Genomic DNA, 18635 nt, shown 5'->3' on the forward strand with positions numbered 1-18635 from the left:
CAGTACTGCAGCCACGAGTTCCAGCGCGTCCTGCGCGGCTATGGCATGCGCTCTTCCATGAGCCGCAAGGGGAATTGTTGGGACAACGCCCCGACGGAAAGCTTGTGGGGGCACCTCAAGGTTGGCAGACTGCACGGTCGCAAGTTCGCGACGCTGCGCCAGGCGATGGACGAGGTCGTTGCCTGGATGACCTTCTATAACTACCGCCGGCTGCATTCCTCGCTGGGCTACCTGAGCCCTATGCAGTACGAGCAACGCTGGCATGCGGCACAGCACAAGAACGCCGCATAGAACGAGGGCTAAGAACTACGGGAAACAGGGGCAAGGTCACTATGGCAAGGGTCGCGGCGGCTCGATGCACATCGCCGATGTATCCAAGGGCGTGCTGGGGGCCAACGGCATCGTGGGTCAGTCCACGGGCCTGGGGCTCGGTGCGGCGCTGTCGCTTCAGGTGCGCGGGCTCGCGCACTGTGCGGTGGCCTTCTTCGGCGAAGGCGCGTCCTCCACTGGCATCGCCCACGAGGCAATGAACATGGCTGCCATCTGGCGGCTGCCCATCGTCTTCTTCTGCGAGTCCAACCGCTACGCCGAACTCTCGCCCTACTCCGCGCACGTGTCGGTACCCAGCATCACGGCACGCGCCGCCGGCTACGGCTTCCCCGGGGTGCAGGTTGATGGCGAGGACGTCTTCGAGGTCTACGAGGCCGTGTCTCAGGCGGCGCAGCGCGCACGCCGGGGCGAGGGTCCAACGCTGATCGAAGCCAAGACCAGCCGCTGGCACGGGCACTACGAAGGCGATCCTCAGGTCTACAAGACCGCCGATGAACGCGACAACCCGTCGAGATTCGATCCGCTGGTGCGCTTCGAGCGCGAGGCGGTGGGAATCGTGGACTTCACGGCCGCGGAACTGGAGGCGATCCGCCGCGAGGCGCGTGCACGTATCGATGACGCAGTGCAGTGGGCCTCGTCACTGTCCGAGCCGGCTCCGGCTGCCTTGCTTGAAGACGTCTACGAAGGGTGACTGCAATGGCGCGTACCAAGTACTACCAAGCGCTGACGCGCGCGATGCGCGAGGAGATGCGGCGTGACCCCACGGTCATGCTGATGGGCATCGACGTCGGCCCCAGCGGGGGCATCTTCGCGCAGACGCGCGGCCTGTTCCAGGAGTTCGGCCCCGGCCGCGTGCGAGACACGCCGATCTCGGAGAACGGCTTCGTATCCGCGGCGGTAGGGGCGGCGATGACAGGACTGCGACCCATCGTCGAAATCGGCTTCGAAGACTTCCTCACCTGCTGCGTTGAGCCGCTGGTGAACCAAGCCGCCAAGCTGCGCTACATGCTCGGCGGGCAGGTGTCGGTGCCGTTGTTCCTCTACACCTTTGGCGGTGGTGGGGTCAACGCAGGGCCCCAGCACTCGCAATGCCTGGCGGCCTGGTTTGCACACGTGCCGGGGCTCAAGGTCGTCACGCCGGCCACGCCGGTGGACGTGCTGGGCATGGCCAAGGCGGGCATCCGCGATAACAACCCGGTGCTGTGCCTGCTGAGCAAGAAGCTGATCGGCAGCACTGGCGAGGTGCCGGCCGACGGTGAGGACTTCGTGCTGCCGCTGGGCGTGGCCGAGATCAAGCGTCCGGGCAGAGATCTCACCATCGTAGCCAACGGCCAGATGCTGCCACAAGCGATGGCAGCAGCACAGCAGTTGGCGACTGAGCGCGGCTTTGAGGCCGAGGTGGTCGATCCGCGAACCATCAGCCCGCTGGACACCTCCACCATTGTGGAGTCCGTACGGCGCACCGGTCGGCTGCTGATCGTTCACGAGGGCTACGGTCCTTTCGGTGTGGGCGCCGAGGTCATGGCATCGGTGATGGAGCAGGCCCATGGCGCGCTCAAGGCGGCGCCAGTGCGGCTGACAGGCCCATTTGCACCCAGTCCCTTCACGCCTTCGCTGGAGAAGCTGTACATCCCCGACGCTCGGCGCATCGCCGAGGCGGCCGCGCAACTGGTGGAGCGCGTATGAACAGCACGGGGCAGTTCGAAACGGTGCTCACTGAAACGGTGGGCGCCACGCGCTGGATCGTGTTGAACCGCCCGCGCGTGCACAACGCGATGAACAGTCTGTGCATCCGCGAATGCCGTGCTGCGCTGGCCGACGCCGCCAACGACGCTGCAGTGCGCAACATCGTCTTTGCCGGCGCAGGTGACAAGGCCTTCACGGCCGGGGCCGACATCAGCGAGCTCAAGGACCTGCGTCCGGAGTCGGTGCTGCTCTACAACCGCCAGTGGTTGAACCTGTTTCGCGACATCGAGACTTGTCGCAAGCCCGTCATCGCTGCAGTCAAGGGCTGGGCTACCGGTGGCGGCACCGAGCTGTCGCTGGCCTGTGACTTCGTGCTCTGCGCAGACGACGCCCAGTTCGGCTTGGCCGAAATCAACATCGGCGTCATCCCTGGCGCTGGCGCGGTGGTACGGCTCACGCGCTGGGTTGGCCGTCTTAAGGCCAAGGAGATCGTGATGCTTGGCCGATTCATTGGTGGCGAAGAGGCGGTGTCGCTGCACTTGGCCAATCAGTGCGTGGGTGCTGCCGAGCTACGTGAGACGGTGCAACGGTTCGCTGACGAGCTTGGCCGCAAGGCACCACTGGCCTTGGCCGCTGCCAAGGCCAGCATCAACGTCGGTGCTGATCCGGGCTTTGACGCTGGCCTGGAGTACGAGCTTCAGGAATTCGTGCGCCTTTTCCACTCGCATGACCAGCAAGAAGGCATGCGCGCTTTCCTCGAGAAGCGTTCCCCTGATTACCAAGGTCGCTAAACCATGAAGATCACCGTGAAGGTTCCCAAGCTCGGGCTCACCACCGAGACAGTCTCGCTGGCCGAATGGGTCAAACCTGTAGGGGCCACCGTTGGCCAAGGCGAGATCATTGCCTTGCTCGAGGCTGATAAAGCCTCGGTGGAGGTTGAGGCACCGATGGCTGGACAGCTGGTTGAGCTGCTTGCCGAGCCCGGTGTGGAACTCGCGGTCGGTGCGCCGCTGGCCATCCTGGAAACGTGAGGACAAGAGCGATGAAGGCATTGATCGCTGTCAAGCGTGTGGTGGACTACAACGTGAAGGTCCGGGTCAAAGGCGATGGTAGCGGCGTCGACCTCGCCAACGTCAAGATGAGCATGAACCCCTTCGACGAGATAGCCGTCGAGGAAGCGGTGCGGCTCAAGGAAAAGGGCGCCGTGGCCGAGGTGGTAGCCGTGTCCTGCGGCGCAAGCGCATGCCAGGAATCGCTGCGCACCGCATTGGCCATCGGCGCCGACCGAGCCATCCTCGTCGAAACGGATGCCGAGCTGCAGCCGCTGGCCGTGGCCAAGATCCTCAAGGCTCTGGTGGAGAGAGAAGCCCCGAGCCTGGTGATCGTGGGCAAGCAGGCCATCGATGACGACTGCAACCAGACCGGCCAGATGCTCGCAGCCTTGGCCGATCTGCCCCAGGCCACCTTCGCCTCCAAGGTCGAAGTGCTTGAGGGCAAGGCAAAGGTGACCCGTGAAGTGGACGGCGGTCTCGAAACCGTGGAAGTCACGCTGCCGGCCGTCGTCACGACCGACCTGCGCCTGAACGAGCCGCGCTACGTGACGCTGCCCAACATCATGAAGGCCAAGAAAAAGCCGCTGGAGACCATCAAACCTGCGGACCTGGGCGTGGACGTGACGCCGCGCATCAAGACTGTGGTGGTCAGGGAACCGCGCAGGCGCGGTGGTGGCGTGAGGGTGTCCGACGTGGCCACGTTGGTGGACAGGCTCAGAAGCGAGGCCAAGGTGATCTGAGCCTTGGCGTGGCGGACTGCCCCCTGGAGGCCGAACTGTTCTCAGCTGTTGCGTAACCGTTGAGCCGCCTCTGGCGGCCTGAGGAGAAGAGTCATGGCACTGCTTCGACAATGTTTAGCCGAAGTGCGCTCCAAGTACGGAGACGCGGAAGACTGGACAGCGTTTCTCCGTCGCGAGGGCGTTGTATTGCATTGCTCGATCGCCTCCTCAGTGGATGGACATGAAGGCGTTCGTCACGTCCAGCGCAGTTGGCCGCCAATGGCTATTGCCGCCGCTGACCTTCGCGCCGGAGGCCCCCGGCATGTTTAACCGACGAAACGGCTGGACTTCTCGAGTGGTGTCGTTTGTTTAGCCGGTGTTTGCTCCCAACTGCACGTCTTATCGGTGACCGCATGAATTCTGCATCGTTGATCCAGCAGTACGGCCCGCGTGAGTCCATGGATTACGACGTGGTCATCGTGGGCGCCGGCCCCGCCGGGCTGGCCACCGCCATCCGGCTCAAGCAGCTCGCCGCCGCTGCGGGCACCGAAGTTTCCGTGGTGGTGCTGGAAAAGGGCTCCGAGCCCGGCGCGCACATCCTCTCCGGCGCGATCATGGACCCCATCGCGCTCACCGAGCTGCTCCCGGACTGGAAGGAAAAAGGCGCACCGCTGAAGCAACCGGTCACCGAGGACAAATTCCTGTTCCTCTCCGCGGCCGGCTTCAAGACCACCCCGCACCGCCTGCTGCCCGACTGCTTCAAGAACCACGGCAACTACATCATCAGCCTGGGCGAGCTGGTGCGCTGGCTGGCCGAGCAGGCTGAAGGCCTGGGCGTGGAGATCTTCCCCGGCTTCGCCGCCGCCGAGGTGCTGTACGCCGAGGACGGCTCGGTGCGCGGCGTCGCCACGGGCAACATGGGCATCGGCAAGGACGGCGAGCCCACCGGGAACTTCCAGCTGGGCATGGAGCTGCTGGGGAAGTACACGGTGTTCGCCGAGGGCTCGCGCGGGCACCTGGGGCGGCAGCTCATCGAGCGCTTCCAGCTCAACGCCGGCAAGGACCCGCAGAGCTTTGGGCTCGGCCTCAAGGAACTGTGGGAAGTGCCCGCGGCCAATCACAAGCCCGGCTTGGTGGTGCACGCCGCAGGTTGGCCGCTGGACCCGGACACCTACGGCGGCTCCTTCATCTACCACTCCGCCGACAACCGCATCGCCATCGGCTTCGTCGTGGGCCTGGACTACCAAAACCCGTGGCTCTCGCCCTTCGAGGAGTTCCAGCGCTTCAAGACCCACCCGGCGGTCAGGAAGCACCTGGAGGGCGGCAAGCGCATCAGCTACGGCGCGCGCGCCATCACCGCCGGCGGGCTGCTGAGCCTGCCCAAGACCGTGTTCCCGGGCGGGGCGCTGGTGGGCTGCGACGCCGGTTACCTCAACGCCAGCCGCATCAAGGGCAGCCACGCCGCGATCAAGAGCGGCACGCTCTGCGCCGAGGCTGCGTTCGAGGCGCTGCGGACGGGCCGCAGCGGCGACGAGCTGACCGCTTATCCGGAAGCGTTCGAAAAGAGCTGGTTACATGCCGAGCTGCTGCAGGCCAAGAACTTCAAGCAGTGGTTCAAGAAGGGGCGCTCCACGGCCACACTGATGACCGGCATCGAGCAGTGGCTGCTGCCGCGCCTGGGGCTCAAGAAGGCGCCGTGGACGGTACAGCGCAAGCTGCCCGACCACATCAACCTGCGCCCGGCCTCGGAGTTCCCGCGCATCGAGTACCCCAAGCCCGACGGCGTGCTGACCTTCGACCGGCTGTCCTCGGTGTTCATCAGCAACACCAACCATGAGGAGAACCAGCCCGTGCACCTCACGCTCGAGGACGCGACGGTGCCCACGCGCATCAACCTGCCCGCCTTCGCCGGGCCGGAGAGCCGCTACTGCCCCGCGGGCGTGTACGAGTACTTGGAAGACGAGGGTGCCGGCGAGCGACTGCAGATCAACGCTCAGAACTGTTTGCACTGCAAGACCTGCGACATCAAGGACCCGACGCAGAACATCACCTGGGTCACGCCCGAAGGCGGTGGCGGGCCCAACTACGCAGGCATGTAGCCCTCGATACCAGCGCCACTTTCACAACGGAGACAGTTCTCATGACAAGCCTCATTCTTGCCGAACATGACAACGGCACGCTCAAAGTCGCAACGCTGCACACCATTACAGCGGCGCTGGCCTGCAGTGCTGACGTACACGTTCTGGTGGCAGGCGCTGACTGCCTGGGCGCAGCAAAGGCGGCCGCCCAAATTTCCGGTGTCACCAAGGTGCTGCACGCCGAAGGGGAGAGCTTGGCAGATCAGCTTGCGGAGAATCTTGCGGCGCAGCTGACGGGGCTGGCGACTGGGTACAGCCATATCCTGTGCGCTGCAACGGCTCACGGCAAGAACGTTGCACCACGCGTAGCAGCACTGCTCGATGTAGCGCAGATAAGTGATGTCACGCGCGTCATTGACGCTGAAACGTTCGAGCGCCCCATCTATGCCGGCAATGCTGTCGCCACTGTGCAGAGCGCCGACATGGTCAAGGTCATCACGGTGCGCACTACCGGCTTCGACGCCGCAACAGCCTGTGGCGGTAGCGCACCGATTGTGAGCGTCTCTGCTGTCGCCTCCAGTGGCAAGAGCGCTCTCGTGAGTCGTGAGCTTTCCAAGAGTGACCGCCCCGAGCTCACCGCGGCCAAGATCGTCGTCTCGGGCGGCCGAGCCCTGGGCTCGGCCGAGAGGTTCACCGAAGTGCTCACGCCGCTGGCCGACAAGCTAGGGGCCGCACTCGGCGCCTCGCGTGCCGCGGTGGACGCGGGATACGCCCCCAACGACTGGCAAGTAGGCCAGACCGGCAAAATCGTGGCGCCGCAGCTGTACGTGGCTGTGGGCATCAGCGGAGCCATCCAGCACCTGGCGGGCATGAAGGATTCGAAGGTCATCGTGGCCATCAACAAGGACGCTGAGGCGCCCATCTTCGAGGTGGCCGACTACGGGCTGGAGGCGGACCTGTTCGCCGCAGTCCCGGAGTTGGTTAGGGCACTGTGACCTGCCGGAGCCGATGTCATGGCCTCGTTCGAAGCTCGTTTCCAAGGACTGCCGGCCATTGCCGGCCTCAAGGTGAGCTGCCTGCTGGCCCAGCCTGGTGATGGCGTAGGCGCCGATCAGCCGCTGCTGCTGGTCGAATCCGACGCCCTGTCGCTGGAGCTGCCCGCCGGCTGCACTGGCCGGGTGAAGTCGCTGCATGTCCAAGCCGGCGACGCGGTGCAGCCCAACGCACTGTTCGCCATCATTGATGAGGACGCCAGCGTGCAAATCACAGCCGCGCCCGCCCCCGTCCAGGCGCCTGTAGTCTCGGCGCCGCCGCAACCTGCGGTCTGCGATGCCGCGCTGTTGCCGCATGCCACGCCGTCGATGCGCCAGCGTGCTCGCGAGCTGGGTGTGCCGGTGGCGGGACTTGCTACGTCCCCTGCCGCCGCTGCCGCACCGTCGCGTGGCGGACTCGATGTGCTGCCGTGGCCCAAAGTGGACCACTCGCGCTTCGGCCCGGTGCAACGCCAACCGCGCAGCCGCGTTCAGAAGATCAGCGCTGCCAACCTGCATCGCAACTGGGTGGTGATCCCTCATGTGACCAATCAGGACCTGGCCGACATCACGGAGCTCGAAGCGTACCGCCGCAGGCTCAACCAAGCGCCAGCCGTTGAGGGCACGTCGTCGCCGACCAAGGTCACGCTGCTGGCTTTCCTGGTCAAGGCAGCGGTGGCGGCACTCAAGGCCTATCCACAGTTCAACGCCTCGCTCGATGGCGACGACTTGGTGCTAAAGCAGTACTACCACATCGGCTTTGCAGCCGACACGCCCCACGGACTCATGGTGCCGGTGATCTTCGATGCCAACCGCAAGAGCGTGCTTGAAATTGCCGCGGAAGTTGCCACGCTGGTCGCCTCGGCGCGGGAGGGACGGCTCAAGCCGGCGCAGATGAGTGGCGGATGCTTCTCGATCAGCTCGTTGGGCGGCATTGGCAGCACCTCATTCACGCCCATCATCAATGCACCCGAGGTGGCCATTCTGGGTGTATGTCCCTCGTCATGGCAGCCGCGCTGTGACGGTCAGGCATTTGTGCCGCGGCTGATGCTGCCGTTGTCGCTGAGCTGGGACCACCGTGTCGTTGACGGTGCCGCAGCCGCTCGTTTCCTCGGCCACATCGCCCGCCTGCTGGCCGACGTGCAGCTACTGCAGGAGTGACGCGTCATGAGTGATGTGAACGCTACCGCAGATGAGCGGCTGGAATGCGACCTGGCCGTGCTTGGCGCCGGCCCGGGCGGCTATTCGGCCGCCTTCCGCGCCGCCGATCTTGGCTTGAAAACCATGCTCATCGAACGCTACCCGACGCTGGGCGGCGTGTGCTTGAACGTGGGCTGTATCCCTTCCAAGGCGCTGCTGCACGTGGCCGCCGAAGTTGAGGCGGCGTTCGGCCTGGCCGCGCTTGGCATCAACCTTGGAATCTCGGCGCCACTGCAACCCCAGGTGGATCTGGAACGCCTGCGAGCGCACAAGGACAGTGTGGTCAGCAAGCTGACCGGTGGCTTGGCTGCCATGGCGCGCAGCCGCCGCGTGCAGGTGCTGCACGGTGAGGGACGCTTCGACGACGCTCACACGCTGCGGGTGACGGACAGTGATGGCCGCGTACGACAGCTGCGCTTCGCCCAGGCCATCATCGCCGTGGGCTCTTCGGCCACTAGGCTGCCCGTGCTGCCACGCGACCCGCGTGTTGTCACCTCTACTGGTGCGCTGGCGCTGCCCATCCAGCCGAGACGCATGCTCGTGGTGGGTGGCGGCATCATCGGCCTGGAGATGGCCACCGTGTACTCCGCGCTGGGTGCCCGGCTGGACGTAGTGGAGCTCGCCGAGCAGTTGATGCCCGGCGCCGACGCCGACTTGGTTGCAGTGTGGCAAAAGCACAATGCCCGCCGGTTCGACCAGCTGATGCTGGGCACCCGCATAACTGATGCCGAAGCCACGCATGACGGCATCGTCGTCAACTTCGAAGGCCGCCACGCGCCGGCGCAGCCACAGTACTATGACTTGGTGCTTCAAGCCGTGGGGCGACGGCCCAACGGGCTCCTCATCGATGCGCCTGCTGCCGGTGTTGCGGTGCACGCGCAGGGTTGGATCGAGGTGGACTCGCAGATGCGCACCAACGTGCCACACATTTTCGCCATCGGCGACGTGGTGAGCCAACCCATGCTGGCACACAAGGCGGTGCACGAAGGTCACATCGCGGCCGAGGTAGCTGCGGGGCACCGCAGTGCCTTCGACGCTGCAGTAATTCCCAACGTTGCCTACACGGATCCGGAGCTTGCCTGGGCCGGCCTTACCGAAGCGCAAGCGCGCACCGAGGGCCGGGCCGTGTTCAAGAGCATTTTCCCCTGGCAGGCCAGTGGCCGCGCGCTGGCCAACGGCCGCGAAGAAGGCTTCACCAAGCTGCTGTTCGATGCTGGCAGTCGCCGGCTGCTTGGCGGCGCCGTCGTCGGTACGGGCGCTGGTGACCTGATCAGTGAAGTCGCGTTGGCCATCGAAATGGGGGCCAACGACGTGGACGTGGCGCGCACCATCCATCCTCACCCCACGCTGGGCGAGACCGTGGGTCTGGCTGCCGAGGTGGCGCACGGCAGCTGCACCGATCTGCCGTCCCGGTCCCGACGATGACCAGGTGATCGCAGCGACCGGCCCCGTGTCCGCCGGGTGACATGAGGGCCGGCCGAATGTTTGATGACTCGGCGGCGGCGAACCGCCATGGAGACAAAGCAATGGAAGACGTTCTGATCTACGGCCTCCTGCGAGGGGGCATCTTTGCCATGGCGGCCTTTGGCTTCAACCTAGTCCAGGGCGTGATCGGCATCGTGAACTTCGCGCACGGTGCGCTGGTCGTGTTCGGCGGCCTCGCGACACACTACCTGGTGACCCGCTTGGGCCTGCCCTACCTGGCTTCGCTGGCGGTTGCCGCCCTGGCCACCGGCGTGCTGGCAGCGGTGATCCAGCGGGTGTTCATCGCCCGCACCTTCCGCCTGGAGCCGCTGATGGTGCTGGTGCAGACCTTCGGCATCGCCACCGTCATTACCGAGCTGGGCTCCATGGGATGGGGTACCGAGGAGCGGCTGCTGCGGGTGAAAACCGACTTGCCGGCCGGCTGGCAGATTGGCCAGACCTTCGTGCCGTCTTTCGACTTGCTGATCTTCCTGACCAGCTTGCTGTCGGCTGGCGCGCTGTTCGTGCTGCTGGCGCGCACGCCTTTTGGCCAAGCGATCCGCGCTTGCAGCGACAACCGCCAGTCGGCTCAGCTCAACGGCATCAACCTGGCGCGGACCTTCGAGAGGACCATGTTCTTTTCAGGTCTCTGGGCCGGGCTGGCCGGAGGGCTGTTTGTCACCCTGAGCCCGCTTGCACCCTATATGCACTTCGGCTGGACGGTGGACGCCTTCCTGGTGGTCGTCATCGGCGGCCTGGGCAGCATGGGCGGAGCGCTGCTGGGTGGCTTGCTGTTCGGCGTGCTGAACTTCGGCGCCTCGTTCTACCTGCCTACGGTGGCCCCTGCAGTGACCTTCAGCGTGCTGCTGCTCTTCCTCATCTTCAGGCCGCAGGGCCTGTTCGGCTCTGGCCCCACGACGCGGAAGTAACACCATGACGACCTTCACGTCCTTCAAGCACCCACTGACGGGCATTGCCCTTAGCCAGCGCCAGCTGGCGCTGATGCTGCCCGTGCTGGCGCTGGCAGCGCTGCTCCCCCTGGTGACCAACGACTACTGGATGCGCGTGCTCATCTTCGCGTTCCTGAATATCGGCCTGGCCAGTGCATGGAACCTGATCGGTGGCTTCACCGGTTACGCCAGCTTCGGCCACGGCGTCTTCTTCGGTATTGGCGCCTTTGTAGGAGCCATTGGTATTGTGCGCTACCAACTGCCGCTGCCTGTGGTGATGGCCGCTGGCGGCGTGGTCGCCGGCGTGGTCGCCGCGATGTTCGTGCCGGTGCTCAAGCAGAAAGGCCTCTACTTCGCACTGTCCACTCTGGCGGTGATGATGGTGTTCGACACGTTGCTGCAGCGTTGGACGTTTACCCGCGGATTGCGGCCACATGACCTGGGCTGGAGCGTGCCGCCGACGCTGACGCTCACCGAGTACTACTTCCTTTTCCTGCTACTGTGTGCCGGCGTGGTAGCCACAGTAATCCTGGTGGTGAACTCGCGTGCCGGCTATGCCATGCAGGCCATCCGAAAGGATGAAGTGCTGGCCAACTCCATCGGCATCCGGCCCGTCAAGTACAAGACCATCGCTTTCGTGATCAGCGCCGCCTGGCCAGGCGTGCTGGGTGCGGCCTACGCACCGTACTTGTCCTTCGTGTCGGTGCAGAGCGTGTTCGACATCTCGCTCACGCTGAACATGATTCTCATCAGCATCTTCGGCGGTGCCGGCACGGTGATTGGTCCGGTGGTTGGCGGCGTAGCGCTGAGCGTCATCGACCAAGTCGCCTGGGGCAACTTCCTGGAGTACCACCGCCTGATCTATGGCGTGCTGATCGTGGCGATCATCACGCTGTACCCGGGAGGCATGGTGCAGCTCTTCCGTTCGCTGTCCGAGCGCCGACAGGCGCGTCTGCTGGCGGCCGCCACTGAAACTCAACTTGCGAGGAATGACCATGATGCAAGCCAAGCTCTTGGACGTCCGTGACGTCACCAAGTCTTTCGGCGGGATCCAGGCCTTGGGCGGTGTCTCCTTCGACGTGTACCAAGGCGAGATCCTGGGCTTGATCGGCCCCAATGGCGCAGGCAAGTCGACGTTGTTCAACGTCATCTCCGGCCTTATTCCGGTGACGAGCGGCGACATCGTGCTGGGCGGCACTTCGCTTGTGGGCCTGCGCTGCGACCGCATCTGTGAGCTGGGGGCGGTGCGTACGTTCCAGTCCGCCTCGCTGCTGATTGGTATGACGGTGTGGGACAACGTGCACGTGGCCAGCTTGTTCCGTCCTCGCGAGCACTATGCCCGGGAGTCGGCGGCCGATTGCACCGCCCGCGCCATCGCCTTCGCTGGCTTGCAGGACCGGGTGAACGCAGTGGCCGAGACACTGACCGTCGGTGAACAAAAGCGCGTTGAACTGGCACGCGCGATGGCCAGTGCACCGCGGTTGCTGATGACCGACGAGATACTCGCCGGCCTGAACAGCACCGACAGCCAGGGCATCCTCGACATGCTGGTGCAGTTGAAGGACCAGGGCATGAGCATCATCTTCGTCGAGCATGACGTGCGCTCCGTGATGCGCATCAGCGACCGCGTGGTCGTCATTGCGCAGGGCCGCAAGCTGGCCGAGGGCGCGCCACAGGAGGTCGCGCGCTCGCCGGAGGTCATCAAGGTCTACCTCGGAGGGCGCTATGCTCAAAATCACTGACTTTCGCGGCGGCTACCACAAGGGAGCGGCCATCGTCGAGCACATCAGCCTGGACCTTCAAGGCCAGCGGATCACCAGCCTGCTCGGGGCCAATGGTGCGGGCAAGTCGACCATCCTGCGCGGTATCTGCGGGCTGCTGCCCTGGCACAGCGGCGAGGTGCACTTTGACGGTCAGCGCATCGACTTGCTGCCGCCGCATGAGATTGCCCGGCGTGGTGTGCGCATGGTGCCCGAGGGGCGCGGAACCTTTGCGGCGCTGTCCGTGTTGGAGAACCTGCACATCGGCGGCAGCGGTCTGCCGGCGGCGTTGCGTCGTCAGCGCATCGAACGGGAGCTCACGCGCTTCCCGCGCCTGCACGAGCGGTCCTCACAGACGGCAGGCATGCTCTCCGGAGGCGAGCAGCAGATGCTGGCCATTGCGCGGGCCATGATGTCCGATCCGCGGCTGCTCATTCTCGACGAACCCTCGCTGGGCTTGGCACCCATCATCGTTGACCAGCTCTTTGTGCTGTTCCCTCAACTGGCCAACGAGGGAACGCAGATCCTGCTCGTCGAGCAGGACGTCGGCCGCGGCCTGGAGGCCAGCGAGAGTGCGGTGGTCATTGAGAAGGGCCGCATCACCACCCAGGGTCGCAGCGCCGAGCTGTTGAAGGACCCCCGGGTACAGGAGTCGTTCCTTGGTCTGGTCTAGCCATGGCCCTGCGCAGGCGCGGTGCGCGAACTGCCCACCTGCCGCCTCATTTTTTTCTGCAGCTTTCCACTCTAACATGCCGAGCATCACCTCTCCCCTGAGCCTTCGCGGGTTGACGCTGAAGAACCGCCTGGTGGTTTCGCCAATGTGCATGTACAGCGCCCACGACGGCCTGGCCGATGACTTCCACCTGGTGCACCTGGGGCGCTTTGCTCTTGGCGGTGCCGGCCTGGTCTTTGTTGAGGCCACGGCGGTCAGCCAGATCGGCCGCATCACGCCCGGCTGCCTGGGCCTGTGGCACGACGACCAGGTGACACCTCTGCAGCGCGTTGTTGACTTCTTGCACCGCTTCGGTTGCGCTGCAGCTATCCAGCTCAACCACAGCGGACGCAAGGGCTCATCCGAGGCGCCGTGGAAGGGCGCCGGCGCGCTCAGCCATTCGGCCACCGACGCGGCCCTGGCTTGGCCAACGGTGGCACCAACGGCCGAGCCGGGCGGGCGCCAGTGGCCGGCGCCGCGCGAGATGACGGCCGAGGACATCGACGTCGTCGTTGGCGAGTTTGCCGCAGCGGCGCAGCGCGCGGCGGACGCGGGATTCGACGCGGTCGAAATCCACTGCGCCCACGGGTATCTGCTGCACCAGTTCCTTTCGCCGCTGTCGAACACCCGCAGCGATGCCTTCGGCGGCACGCTGTCCAAGCGCATGTCGGTGCCTCTGCGCGTGGCCGAGGCGGTGCGCCGTGTGTGGCCTGAGGACCGGCCACTCTTCGCCCGCCTGTCCTCGGTGGACGGTATAGATATCGGCTGGTCGCTGGACGATTCCATCACCTTCGCTCGCGAGCTGCGATGCCGCGGGGTAGACGTCATCGACTGCTCTTCCGGAGGAATGCGGCTTCCACGCGACAAGCAACTGCTCAGCCGCGACCCTGGCTTCCACGTGCCTTACGCAGCGCGCATCCGCCAGGATGCCGAAGTTGCCACTGTCGCTGTTGGATTGATCCGCGACCCCAAGCACGCTCAGCAAATCCTCGCCGAGGGCAGCGCGGACTTGGTGGCCGTCGCCCGCGAGGCGCTCTTCAATCCCAACTGGGCGCTACACGCCTTGCTGGCCGAAGCCGGCGCGGCAGCCTGGGCGCAATGGCCGCAACCGCACGGCTGGTGGCTGGAACGCCGCGCCGAGCAGCAGGCCGACACCTTTGACCATCTGGCCCGGATGACGCCACCGCAGCGTGATGCCGGAAACGCCACCAACTCATAGGCGACAATGCCATGCCTTCCATCAAGATTATCGCGCTGACCAAGCGCACCGCAGGCGCCGACCTCGCGGCGTTCCATGAACAGAGCTTGGCCTTGTTGCGTTCTCGAGTTCCGCCCCAGGGCTGCCTGCGCATCGTTGCGTCGCATACGCTGCCCCAGGGATACCGCCGTGGCGAGCTGATTTTCGACGCGGTAGAGGAATGGAGCTTCGATGACGTGGACGATGCGCACGTCTTCTTGCAGCAGCAGGAGCGCACGCCGACGCTGCCTGCGCTGGCCGACCCTGCGCGTACCGTGCACCTTATCGTCAAACCACATCTGGCCAAGGACGCAGCGGTACCGCGCGGTGCGGTAAAAAACATCGAATTCGTCAACCGCCGCCTCGGCATGGCATTGGAAAGTTTTCGTCACTATTGGAAGACAGTACACGGGCCCCTGGGTGCCGGCATCCCGAGCATCCTTCGCTACGAGCAGTACCACTGCGCCGAAGCGGCTTATGCCGATGGCGAGCCGCGCTTCGATGGCATGGCCGTCACCTGGTTCGAGTCCACCGCCGCCATGCGCGCCGGCGCTGATACCGAGGTCTATCGCCGCACGCGGGCCGACGAGGTGAATTTCCTGCCTGATGGCCATCTGCCGTTCATCATCACGACCGAAGTACTGGACACCGGGCCGATCTGATTCCAGCTCTTGATCGAAACTGGAACCAATCCCCGTCATGCCCGCGTGGGCGGGCATCCAGGCGAGTCGGGCCGCAGCCCGGCTTTCGTGGACACCCGCCTTCGCGGGTGTGACGGCATTACTGAGCTGGCCCCCTGAATCACCGGACACGGTCTATCGCTTATCTTCCAGATAGGAGTAGGACTGTGAATACGAATAGGCGTACGGAGACCGTAGAGGTCGTCACAACGGACCAGCGCCGCAGGCGTTGGTCGGTGGCCGAGAAGGCCGAGCTGGTGCGGCGCACCTATGAGCCGGGCATGTCGGTGTCGCTGGTGGCGCGCCAGACGGGCGTGTCGGCGAGCTTGCTGTTCCAGTGGCGCAAGCTCGAACGCCAGGGGGCGTTGACTGCGGTGTCGGCCGGTGAGGCGGTGGTGCCGGCGTCCGAGCTGGCGGCAGCTCGGGCCGAGATTGCCAAGCTGCAGCGCATCCTGGGCAAGAAGACGCTGGAGAACGAGATCCTCAAGGAAGCCGTGGAGTTCGCCAGCGCAAAAAAGTGGCTTGCGCGCTCGCCGTTGTTGCCCAAGGACGACCAGTGAAAGTGGTCTGCCAGGCACTGGGGTTGGCGCGCTCGCACATCCAAACGCTGAAGCACCGGTCGAGCTGCTGGAGCGACGGCCGCAAGGGCCGCATGCCGGCCGCGGACGAGCAACTGCTGCAGGAGATCCGTGAGCAGCTCGCTGAGCTGCCGAGCTACGGCTACCGGCGCGCCTGCGCCCTGGTGAACCGGCAGCGCTCGGCTGACGGGCTGCCACGCGTGAACGTCAAGCGCGTGTACCGGGTCATGGCGGCCAACGCGCTGCTGCTGCCGCGCGCACCGCGGCGGCGGCATTCCAGCCGCAAGCACGATGGCAAGGTCATCGTGGCGGCCAGCAACACGCGCTGGTGCTCGGACGGCTTCGAGATCAAGTGCGACTCGGGGCAGACCGTCACGGCGACGTTCGCAAAGGACTGCTGTGATCGTGAGGTCATGGCCTGGCGTGCATGGGAAGGCAAGGGACTGCCAGGTGAGCCCGTGCGCGAGATGCTCATCGAGGCCGTGGAGCAGCGCTTCGGCGCCGTGGACGCAATCCCCCAGGGCTACACGCTGGAGTTCCTCACGGACAACGGCGGGGCCTACATTGCTCACGACACCAGACACATTGCCCGCTCGCTGGGGCTGACTCCAGTCAACACGCCGGTCTGTTCGCCCCAGAGCAATGGCGTCGCAGAAAGCTTCGTCAATACCTTCCGCAGGGACTACCTGAGCAGAATGGACCTCAGTGATGCAGCAACCGTAATGGCCCAGTTGCCGGCTGCCTTCGAGCACTTCAACGAGGTGCATCCGCACTCGGGACTGAAAATGAAGTCGCCGCGCGAGTACCGGCGGCAATCGAGCGAACAACGTCAGGACCGACCGATCGACCAGGCGTTAACCTGCGCATAGTCCGTGTCCGGGACTACGGGGGCAAGACCAGTACCTCTATACGGCGCAGGAGGTTGAGCGTTTGATGAGCGCTGCGCTGAACCTGCCGACAAGGTTTCCGTCAACGCCTTTGCGGCCATGGCTTTTCTACTGCCTCTTTGGTCTGCTCAGCGTCACGGGACTGCGAATTTCCGAAGCTCTGAACTTGAAGGTCGAGGACATAGATCTGGAGCAGCAAGTACTGACGATTCGGAGCGCCAAGTTCGGCAAGTCGCGACTCGTTCCAGTCCATGCTTCAACCGCATCAGCGCTGGCCGACTGCCTGCGCCGTAGGGAGGAATTTCTGCAGGGGCGGCAAGCTGACTACCTGTTCATATCCAACCTATGTCATCAACTCAGCGTCTCGGAAGTCCACAAGGCTTTCAACGCGTTATCAGTGCAAATAGGTATCAGAACACCCAATTCAAGCCACGGACCGCGGCTACATGATTTCCGACATCGATTCGCCGCATTGACGTTGTTGAGTTGGTATCAAAATGGTGAAGATGCTGAACAGAAACTGCCAGTGCTCACGACCTACTTGGGACATGTACATGTTGCTCACACGTACTGGTACCTGAGCGATTGGCCAGAACTTATGGCTCAGGCAATGACGCGTTTGGAGCGGCGTTGGGAGGACTTGCTATGAACACTTCTCATAATTTAGCGCCCCTTCTGGAGAGGTTCTTCTTGCAGCGTCTCATGCAGCAGCGACAAGCCAGCAAACACACGGTCGCGTCCTACCGCGATACGTTCCGCCTGCTTCTCCAGTTCGCTCAACAACGCTTGCACATAGCGCCTTCACGGATGGAATTCAATAGCATTGATGCACCGCTGATTGTTGACTTTCTCGACAACCTGGAGAAGAACCGTGGCGTGACCGCGCGCAGCCGCAATCTGAGACTGACAGCAATCCGGTCGTTCTATAGGTATGCAGTGTACGAAGTCCCCGAGCGATCTGCTCAGATACAGCGTGTATTGGCCATTCCGAACAAGAGATTCTCGCGCGGCCTGGTTCATTACTTGACACGGGCAGAGGTCGATGCGCTCCTTGCAGCCCCTGATCAGCGAACTTGGTCAGGGCGCCGCGACCATGCCTTCATGCTACTTGCTGTGCAGACAGGGCTTCGCTTGTCAGAATTGACCGGGCTCGAACGGCGTGACATCACTCTTGATACAGGATCTCATGTCAGAGTTATCGGCAAGGGTCGCAAGGAGCGAAGCACGCCGTTGAGCAAGCAAACGCGAGCAGTCATGAAGGCCTGGCTCCAGGAGCCCTCGAGGGCTGAAGGTCAACCCCTTTTCCCCAACGCTCAGGGCGGCCGTCTCAGCGCTCACGGCGTTCACTACATGCTCTCCAAGCATGTTGCCACCGCAAGCAAGTCATGTCCGTCTTTGAATGAGAAACGAGTAACTCCGCATGTGCTTCGGCACACAACGGCTATGGATCTACTACAGGCTGGAGTCGACAGGGCCGTAATCGCACTTTGGCTAGGGCACGAGTCGGTGGAGACTACCCAGATCTACCTGGATGCGAACCTTGCGTTGAAGGAGGAAATCCTTGGCAAGGCTACACCGCCCGGTGGCACTCCCGGTCGCTTCAAGCCGGATGATGAGCTGATGGCTTTTCTCAAAGGCTTGTAGCCAGAAAAACTATGTCCTTCAGCCACGCCGTACTGTCCGTGGTGAACACCCGCCTTCGGGACATAGGCCGCTGCAGGACATAGTGCCAACTATTGCCAGAAGGCCATAGTTGGCACTCGAAGGTTTCCACCCAGTGGCGCCCGCCGTCCGGCGGTGGCACGCGCTTCCTGTACGGGATGAGGAAGGCCTGCTGCTGCGCCGTATTGGGCTCCAGCCCGAGGGCAGCGGAAGTCATCATGGCGCCCAATACCGACTGCGGATCGCACTGCAGCAGGCGCGGCGTCTTCTTCACGGCGTTGACGCAAAGGGTCAGCATGCGCTCGGCCTTGAGGTACTTGCCCGCCACGGCCGTGATGCCCTTGCGCACCTTGGTGTGCTCCAGGAAGTCGAAGATGGTGGGTGCCTTCTCGGCGCTGCCTTGGCCGGTGGCCACGGCCTTGAGTGTTTGCGTGCTCATCTGCCCAACTCCTTTGCGTCGAAGTTCCGCACGGTGAAGACGCGCGAGTGCCAGCGCCGGGTGAAGTCGCGCGCAATGGCCGGGTGGGCCTTCTTCAGTGCCGCCTCGTCGATGTAGGAGCCGCTGCGCGCCTTCCAGTCCACGGCGCGCACGCCGCCGCTGCCAAGCAG

Annotated in this window: 19 protein-coding genes and 1 pseudogene; 19 read left to right on the forward strand and 1 reads right to left on the reverse strand. The window is 64.2% G+C overall.

What is annotated here, in order from left to right:
• The 19 genes and pseudogenes from H537_RS43305 to H537_RS51140 all read left to right on the forward strand — a co-directional run.
• Positions 1-291 (forward strand): integrase core domain-containing protein (locus H537_RS43305; RefSeq protein ID WP_043458924.1); only part of this gene is annotated, 291 nt, incomplete at its 5' end.
• On the forward strand, positions 263-1021 hold the full coding sequence (locus H537_RS43310) for a thiamine pyrophosphate-dependent dehydrogenase E1 component subunit alpha (protein ID WP_084150697.1): 759 nt from the start codon (positions 263-265) through the stop codon (positions 1019-1021). The genes H537_RS43305 and H537_RS43310, both read left to right, overlap by 29 nt.
• A 5-nt stretch (positions 1022-1026) precedes the next feature.
• Positions 1027-2016, forward strand: a complete 990-nt coding sequence (locus tag H537_RS0115545; protein ID WP_028998643.1) for an alpha-ketoacid dehydrogenase subunit beta — start codon at positions 1027-1029, stop codon at positions 2014-2016.
• The gene (locus H537_RS0115550) at positions 2013-2807 is read left to right on the forward strand and encodes an enoyl-CoA hydratase/isomerase family protein (RefSeq protein ID WP_028998644.1); all 795 of its coding nucleotides are present in this window, start codon (positions 2013-2015) and stop codon (positions 2805-2807) included. Before H537_RS0115545 ends, H537_RS0115550 begins: the two co-directional genes overlap by 4 nt.
• 3 nt (positions 2808-2810) lie before the next feature.
• Entirely contained in the window at positions 2811-3047 is a 237-nt protein-coding gene (locus H537_RS0115555; RefSeq protein ID WP_028998645.1) for a biotin/lipoyl-containing protein, read from the forward strand.
• Positions 3048-3058: 11 nt separating this feature from the next.
• Complete coding sequence (locus tag H537_RS0115560; RefSeq protein WP_028998646.1) at positions 3059-3808, forward strand: electron transfer flavoprotein subunit beta/FixA family protein; 750 nt, start codon at positions 3059-3061, stop codon at positions 3806-3808.
• Positions 3809-4200: 392 nt separating this feature from the next.
• On the forward strand, positions 4201-5886 hold the full coding sequence (locus tag H537_RS0115565; protein ID WP_028998647.1) for an electron transfer flavoprotein-ubiquinone oxidoreductase: 1686 nt from the start codon (positions 4201-4203) through the stop codon (positions 5884-5886).
• Positions 5887-5927: 41 nt separating this feature from the next.
• On the forward strand, positions 5928-6860 hold the full coding sequence (locus H537_RS0115570) for an electron transfer flavoprotein subunit alpha/FixB family protein (protein WP_028998648.1): 933 nt from the start codon (positions 5928-5930) through the stop codon (positions 6858-6860).
• A gap of 72 nt (positions 6861-6932) precedes the next feature.
• Positions 6933-8057: a 2-oxo acid dehydrogenase subunit E2 gene (locus tag H537_RS43315; protein WP_310733019.1), complete on the forward strand. Its 1125-nt coding sequence runs from the start codon at positions 6933-6935 to the stop codon at positions 8055-8057.
• Between the two features lie 6 nt (positions 8058-8063).
• The gene (lpdA, locus tag H537_RS43320; protein WP_084150698.1) at positions 8064-9521 is read left to right on the forward strand and encodes a dihydrolipoyl dehydrogenase; all 1458 of its coding nucleotides are present in this window, start codon (positions 8064-8066) and stop codon (positions 9519-9521) included.
• A 101-nt stretch (positions 9522-9622) separates the two neighbouring features.
• Positions 9623-10489 carry a branched-chain amino acid ABC transporter permease gene (locus H537_RS0115585; protein ID WP_028998649.1) on the forward strand — a complete coding sequence of 289 codons (867 nt, stop codon included), beginning with the start codon at positions 9623-9625 and terminating at the stop codon, positions 10487-10489.
• 4 nt (positions 10490-10493) lie between these two features.
• A complete protein-coding gene (locus H537_RS0115590) occupies positions 10494-11537 on the forward strand; it encodes a branched-chain amino acid ABC transporter permease (protein WP_028998650.1) in 1044 nt (347 codons plus the stop codon).
• Positions 11509-12252 carry an ABC transporter ATP-binding protein gene (locus H537_RS0115595; RefSeq protein ID WP_028998651.1) on the forward strand — a complete coding sequence of 248 codons (744 nt, stop codon included), beginning with the start codon at positions 11509-11511 and terminating at the stop codon, positions 12250-12252. Before H537_RS0115590 ends, H537_RS0115595 begins: the two co-directional genes overlap by 29 nt.
• Positions 12236-12943 carry an ABC transporter ATP-binding protein gene (locus H537_RS0115600; RefSeq protein ID WP_028998652.1) on the forward strand — a complete coding sequence of 236 codons (708 nt, stop codon included), beginning with the start codon at positions 12236-12238 and terminating at the stop codon, positions 12941-12943. The genes H537_RS0115595 and H537_RS0115600 overlap by 17 nt, the downstream gene beginning before the upstream one ends.
• A 76-nt stretch (positions 12944-13019) precedes the next feature.
• Positions 13020-14201 (forward strand): NADH:flavin oxidoreductase/NADH oxidase, encoded by a 1182-nt coding sequence (locus tag H537_RS43325; RefSeq protein ID WP_051242713.1) that lies wholly within the window; start codon positions 13020-13022, stop codon positions 14199-14201.
• An 11-nt stretch (positions 14202-14212) separates the two neighbouring features.
• Positions 14213-14881 (forward strand): EthD family reductase, encoded by a 669-nt coding sequence (locus tag H537_RS49330; protein WP_051242715.1) that lies wholly within the window; start codon positions 14213-14215, stop codon positions 14879-14881.
• Between the two features lie 185 nt (positions 14882-15066).
• Positions 15067-16346 (forward strand): IS3 family transposase gene (locus tag H537_RS0115620; protein WP_238446698.1). Its coding sequence is split into 2 segments (ribosomal slippage): positions 15067-15403 and positions 15403-16346, totalling 1281 coding nucleotides; the frame shifts between segments, so codons are not numbered across the junction.
• A 52-nt stretch (positions 16347-16398) separates the two neighbouring features.
• A pseudogene (locus H537_RS51135) lies at positions 16399-17013 on the forward strand (tyrosine-type recombinase/integrase); the annotation flags it as partial.
• Positions 17010-18008 carry a site-specific integrase gene (locus H537_RS51140; RefSeq protein ID WP_084150701.1) on the forward strand — a complete coding sequence of 333 codons (999 nt, stop codon included), beginning with the start codon at positions 17010-17012 and terminating at the stop codon, positions 18006-18008. The pseudogene H537_RS51135 and the gene H537_RS51140, both read left to right, overlap by 4 nt.
• Here H537_RS51140 and H537_RS0115625 read toward each other — a convergent pair.
• Positions 17995-18465 (reverse strand): recombinase RecT, encoded by a 471-nt coding sequence (locus tag H537_RS0115625; protein ID WP_028998655.1) that lies wholly within the window; start codon positions 18463-18465, stop codon positions 17995-17997. The two genes, H537_RS51140 and H537_RS0115625, sit on opposite strands and share 14 nt — an antisense overlap.
• Positions 18466-18635 lie beyond the last annotated feature (170 nt).

Source organism: Azohydromonas australica DSM 1124, assembly GCF_000430725.1.
Classification (GTDB): domain Bacteria; phylum Pseudomonadota; class Gammaproteobacteria; order Burkholderiales; family Burkholderiaceae_C; genus Azohydromonas; species Azohydromonas australica.